This is a genomic window from Streptomyces sp. BE20 (assembly GCF_036322525.1).
Lineage (GTDB): Bacteria > Actinomycetota > Actinomycetes > Streptomycetales > Streptomycetaceae > Kitasatospora.
On the sequence record NZ_JAQYWW010000527.1, the window covers coordinates 1 to 1,289 of the forward strand.

1 protein-coding gene is annotated in these 1,289 nt (G+C 69.7%); it reads left to right on the forward strand.

The annotated features are described in order from the left end of the window. Positions 1 to 308 precede the first annotated feature (308 nt). Positions 309 to 935, forward strand: coding sequence for a GntR family transcriptional regulator (locus PUR61_RS08365; protein ID WP_329877302.1), 627 nt, complete (start codon positions 309 to 311; stop codon positions 933 to 935). The last annotated feature ends 354 nt before the right edge of the window (positions 936 to 1,289 follow it).

The window sequence follows — 1,289 nt, forward strand, 5'->3', positions numbered from 1 at the left end:
CGGGGGGCCGCTTCCGCGGGGAGGATGCCGGGCGTGGTGGTGACGGCGCGAGGCATGGTGGCTCCTCGGCTTGTGGGGGACGGTGCACACCCGGCCCGGGCGGCGCCCGCACGGCGACCGAGGGAACGCCTCAGGTCGTCAAGGACGAACTTAGTATACGAAACGCATGAGGGGCAATATGTTTGCGAAGATCTGGCCAAACCTCCATGCGGGCCCGGTGAGGTGCATCGGGAAGCATCCCACGCAGTGGAGATATCGAATACCATGAACGGATGGGGCACAGTAGCTGGGCGGAACGCATCCCTGCCGTGAAAAGCAAGGCGGACCTCGTCTACGAGAGCCTGCACAACGCCATCGCCCAGGGCGACCTCAAGCCCGGCGAGCGGATCAACATGGACGAACTGGCCCGCAGGTTCGGGATCAGCAAGATCCCCATCCGCGAGGCGGTGAAGCGCCTGGAGTCGGACGGCCTGCTGGACTCGCGCGTCCACGCCGGTGTCACCGTGGCCTCGGTCGACGTCACGGAGATGCGCGGCGTCTTCCTCGCCCGCGAGGCGATCGAGACACTCGTCGCCTCACTCGCGGCCGAGCGAATAGACGACACCCGCATCCGCGAGCTGGAGAAGATCCAGCGGGCCATGCACGCCGCCCTGGACGCGGGAACGACGGAGAAGATGGCAGACCTGAACTCCCGCTTCCACCGGACCCTGGCCGAAACCGCCGGCTACCGCGTCCTGGGCGAACTCACCGAACAGCTGCTGCTCACCATCCGCCGCTACCGCATCACCGCACCGTTGGGCGACCGGAACTGGCGCTCGGTGGTCGACGAGCACGACGTCATCGTCGAGGCACTGCGCCGACACGACCCCGAAGCGGCCGCGGACGCGGCCCGCGCCCACATCAGCTCGCAGGCCGCGCACGAGGGCATGGTCTGAGGCGCCAGGTACCGGGGCGCCCCCGCGGGGTGCGGCGGCACACGATCACTTCGCGCGCCGCCTCTCCCCTGCCTGCGGCGGTTTGAGCGGCGACGGGGCAGGGGTCAGCACGAGCCGAGCGGGGACAGCCCCATCCGCTCCCGACGGGTGTCCCGCCACGGGCCGGCGGGGACGATCGCCGAGACACCGGCCTCCAGGGACCAGCCGAACCGGTGAGCGTCGCCGCGGCGGAGAGGTGGCTGACCATCGGCTGCTGCTCGTAGTCGTAGGGCTGCCCGCCGTAACCGCGCTGCTTTCGGCGGTGCCCGGCGCGTCGAGCAACACCTGCCCGGCGTCCACCGAGCGAGGATAAGA